Below are 3952 nucleotides of genomic sequence, written 5' to 3'. Positions count from 1 at the left end.
TATACTCAAATATAGTTGATATAAAGAAAAATAATAAATTACAGTGATGGAGGAAAACAGAAAAAGTCTCAATTTTATTGAACAGATTGTAGAGAATGATTTGAAAGAGGGGAAAAACGATGGTAGAATTCAAACCCGTTTTCCGCCTGAGCCAAATGGGTATTTGCATATAGGCCATGCCAAAGCAATTTGTCTGGATTTTGGTATTGCTGAAAATTATGGAGGTATTTGTAATTTAAGATTTGATGATACTAATCCTGTAAAAGAGGATGTTGAGTATGTCGACTCCATAATGGAGGACATCAAATGGTTAGGTTTTCACTGGGAGAATGTATATTATGCTTCAGATTATTTTCAACAATTGTGGGATTTTGCTGTAAAATTGATAAAAGAGGGAAAAGCGTATGTGGATGAGCAAACTGCCGAAGAGATTGCAATTCAGAAAGGTACACCTACCATACCAGGTACTAATAGCCCTTTTCGCGATCGTCCAATTGAGGAGTCTCTTGAACTGTTTAATAAAATGAACAGTGGTGAAATCCCTGAAGGTAAGATGGTTTTACGCGCGAAGATTGATATGTCTTCCTCAAACATGCACTTCCGTGATCCAATCATTTATCGTGTAATCCATATACCGCATCACCGTACTGGAACTACCTGGAAGGCTTATCCAATGTATGACTTTGCACATGGGCAATCGGATTACTTTGAAGGGGTAACTCATTCACTTTGTACGCTGGAGTTCGAAGTTCACAGACCACTATATGATTGGTTTCTTGATCAACTGGCTGATACTGACTATCGTCCACGTCAGATTGAATTTAATCGACTGAACCTTACCTACACGATGATGAGTAAGAGGAAACTACTACAACTTGTGCAAGAGAAGATAGTTTCAGGATGGGATGATCCACGAATGCCCACAATAGCCGGTATGCGTCGCCGTGGTTATACTCCCCGGGCTATACGTAATTTTATTGATTCGATAGGGTACACAAAATATGATGGAATAAATGATATTTCACTTTTGGAATTTGCTGTTAGGGAGGACCTGAATGCTCATGTAACTCGTGTTTCAGGGGTTATTGATCCAATCAAACTAATAATCACCAATTACCCAGAGGGAAAGGTTGAAGAGATGAGTACTATCAATAATCCCGAAGATGAAAGTATGGGTAGTAGAAACCTAAAATTCTCACGTGAGCTATGGATTGAACGTGAGGATTTTATGGAAGATGCACCTAAGAAGTACTTCAGACTAACTCCAGGTAGCGAAGTAAGACTAAAAAGTGCATATATAGTAAAGTGTACTGGATGTAAAAAGGATGAGGAGGGTAACGTAATTGAAGTGTATGCTGAATACGATCCTGATACAAAAAGTGGAATGCCTGAAGCTAATAGAAGGGTTAAAGGTACAATTCACTGGATTTCAGTACCCCATGCCATGGATGCGGAAGTAAGACTATATGATCGTTTGTTTTTAGTTGAAGATCCGGCAGGAGAAAAAGATAAGGATTTTAAAGAATTATTGAATCCTGACTCACTTATTATCAAGAAAAATTGTAAGGTTGAAGAGTTTCTTAAAGATGCCAAACCAGGCGATAGTTTCCAATTTCAACGTATTGGTTACTTTAATGTTGATATTGAATCAACCCCTGATAATCTGGTTTTTAACCGTACTGTGGCACTAAGAGATTCATGGAAAAAGAGTAATTAATGTGTTTTTTTAAGTAATGGATAAAAACGATTTAGATATAACATCGCTAAAACAAAAGTATGAAAATATGCGAGCTCTCGGCAAGAAAGTTTATTTCGATGCCGATGAGTTTGCATTGCTTGCAGAATTCTATAATTCAGAAGCTAATAATGCTGAGGCAGAATCAATTATTGAAGAAGGTCTCACAATGCACCCCGGAAGCTCAGAACTTATGATTTTGAAGGCAAAACAGCTTGTCCGTTCGGGTAAATTTAAAGCAGCACTTAGTTTTATTAGACATATGTCCGACGATAATGATCTGGATGTTCCATTAATCAAAATAGAAGCATACCTTCATCTTTCACTTTTTGATGAAGCTGATAATCTTATAAATAATATTATAAACAAAGATCTTACTGAAGAGGATTATTACTATTTTGTTACTGAAGTTGGATTTTTTCATAACGATGTTGATAAGTTTGATAGTGCTATTACCTATCTCGAAGAGGGATTAAAAATTAACAACTCTAATATTGAAGTTATTGCTGATCTTGCTTATTCATACGAAATGAAGGGTGATTTCGATAAAGCAATTGAGTACAACAACAAATTGTTAGATTTAAATCCCTATTCATTTGATGCCTGGCTTAATTTAGGTAAACTGTACACAATTAATATGCAATATGAAAAGTCGATAGATGCCTATGACTTTGCATTAACTATTAAGGAAGATGATGTAACAACATTGAAATTGAAAGCATTTGCACTACATTTAAATGATAATGTTGATGAATCCACTGCATTATTTAGAAAATGCCTTGCTATGAATCCCGAAGATGATTCAATATATGATTCATTACTGTGTTTAAAAGCTTTATCAAAACAATATGATGAAATGATGAATATTTTAGATATTAAAGAGGAGCAGATGGGTAGTGAAGGTATATTAATAAGACGTGCCATAGTTTATCTACACAAGGGTGATATTGAATCGGCTAAATCCCTTATTTCTCAAATACCTGACGATAAAAAAGATACTCCGGAGTATCATATGTTTGAAGGAGAACTGGCTTTTATTAGGGAGGACTTTGTTGCTGCTGAGGCATCATATATCAAAGCAGCATTGCTTTATGGGAGGAATGAGGGAGTTGAGGAAATTCTTGACAAACTCGCAAATATATGTATTGTTCAGGAAAAATATAAACAAGCAGCTATTTATCTTGAAGAGTTGTTGAGTATATCACCTGAATATTATACAGCAAAAGCCAGACTGGCCTTTGTTCGTTTTGAGATTGGCTCTAAAGAACCTTTTGAGAATATAATGCAGCAATTCTCTGATAATGAATTACGAGAATTGCTGGCTCTTTTTCTGGGAAGAGATACATCCGATTTTAACAAACTAAGTAGAGAAAGTATTATCACTCGCCTAAACGAAGCTCGTGAAAGTAGGATTCTATTCAAAAATTTAAAATATTAATCAACTTTACAGACTTTTGTAATTTCAAACATTTCTGAGGATTTAAAGGTTCCAATAAATTATTTACCTTATTCTGTATGTCAATGAAAGATTAACCATTGGCCACCAGTTTAAAATCTCCTCAGAAATGTTCAGGTTTATATCTTCAGAAAATCTATTTAACCAGTCATCATCCAGATTATCTATATTAGGACTTGTTAATGAATACTTTCCTTGATACACTAATCCTAATTCAAATTTAAATCCCACCTTATTACGAGGAATTGTTCTTCCCAATCCAATTCCCAAATATGGTTTAAACAAATTTCCTACTTTAAGTCTACCTTCAAAGCGTCCATCACTATAAGGCGTTATAATAATATCCTCATAAATAAGCACTGGGTTTTCTCCCAAAAACTCAGCCAGCACTCTGTAGTCTTTGACTAAACCATTTGTTGAAGCTCTGTTTTCACCAATATAAAAACCAGCTGTAATACAGAAAATGCCATAATCGACAGGGTAATAATCAACTAAAGTTTTTAAGTTAGGGAAAACTATATCTGTTTCCGTCAGTTCTGCCTGAGTACTTCCTTTATAGCCACTATACTCTACATTAACATCAAACTCCTTTGTATCATTATTAATAAATTTGAAATAATCATATCCAATTCTAATTTTAAAGTTAGGGGAGAGAGAAGTTGCTCCTTGAATTCCTATACCATATAATCCGGCGTTAATTCCGGCAGCCCAACTTTCAAAAGGTACATTTTGTGCTTTTAAATTAAAAATTGCAATAACAT

3 protein-coding genes are annotated in these 3952 nt (G+C 34.8%); 2 read left to right on the top strand and 1 reads right to left on the bottom strand.

Annotation, left to right across the window (positions count from 1 at the left end; all coding sequences use genetic code 11):
- Nucleotides 1-46 precede the first annotated feature (46 nt).
- Nucleotides 47-1717 carry a glutamine--tRNA ligase/YqeY domain fusion protein gene (locus PHO43_RS09130; RefSeq protein ID WP_045089447.1) on the top strand — a complete coding sequence of 557 codons (1671 nt, stop codon included), beginning with the start codon at nucleotides 47-49 and terminating at the stop codon, nucleotides 1715-1717.
- A gap of 16 nt (nucleotides 1718-1733) precedes the next feature.
- Entirely contained in the window at nucleotides 1734-3173 is a 1440-nt protein-coding gene (locus tag PHO43_RS09125) for a tetratricopeptide repeat protein (RefSeq protein ID WP_288012016.1), read from the top strand.
- A 63-nt stretch (nucleotides 3174-3236) separates the two neighbouring features.
- Here PHO43_RS09125 and PHO43_RS09120 read toward each other — a convergent pair.
- The coding region (locus PHO43_RS09120) for a hypothetical protein (protein WP_288012014.1) at nucleotides 3237-3952 on the bottom strand (716 nt) is incomplete at its 5' end.

The sequence above is a fragment of the Lascolabacillus sp. genome (assembly GCF_028696275.1).
In the GTDB taxonomy this organism is placed as follows: Bacteria; Bacteroidota; Bacteroidia; order Bacteroidales; family Dysgonomonadaceae; genus Proteiniphilum; species Proteiniphilum massiliensis.
The sequence above is the reverse complement of the archived record's forward strand: the minus strand, read 5'-3'. Positions and strand labels throughout refer to the sequence as shown.

Excerpts from the sequence above, each read along its gene's own strand:
- PHO43_RS09130 (WP_045089447.1), top strand. The coding sequence starts at position 47 with ATGGAGGAAAACAGAAAAAGTCTCAATTTTATTGAACAGATTGTAGAG.
- PHO43_RS09125 (WP_288012016.1), top strand. The coding sequence starts at position 1,734 with ATGGATAAAAACGATTTAGATATAACATCGCTAAAACAAAAGTATGAA.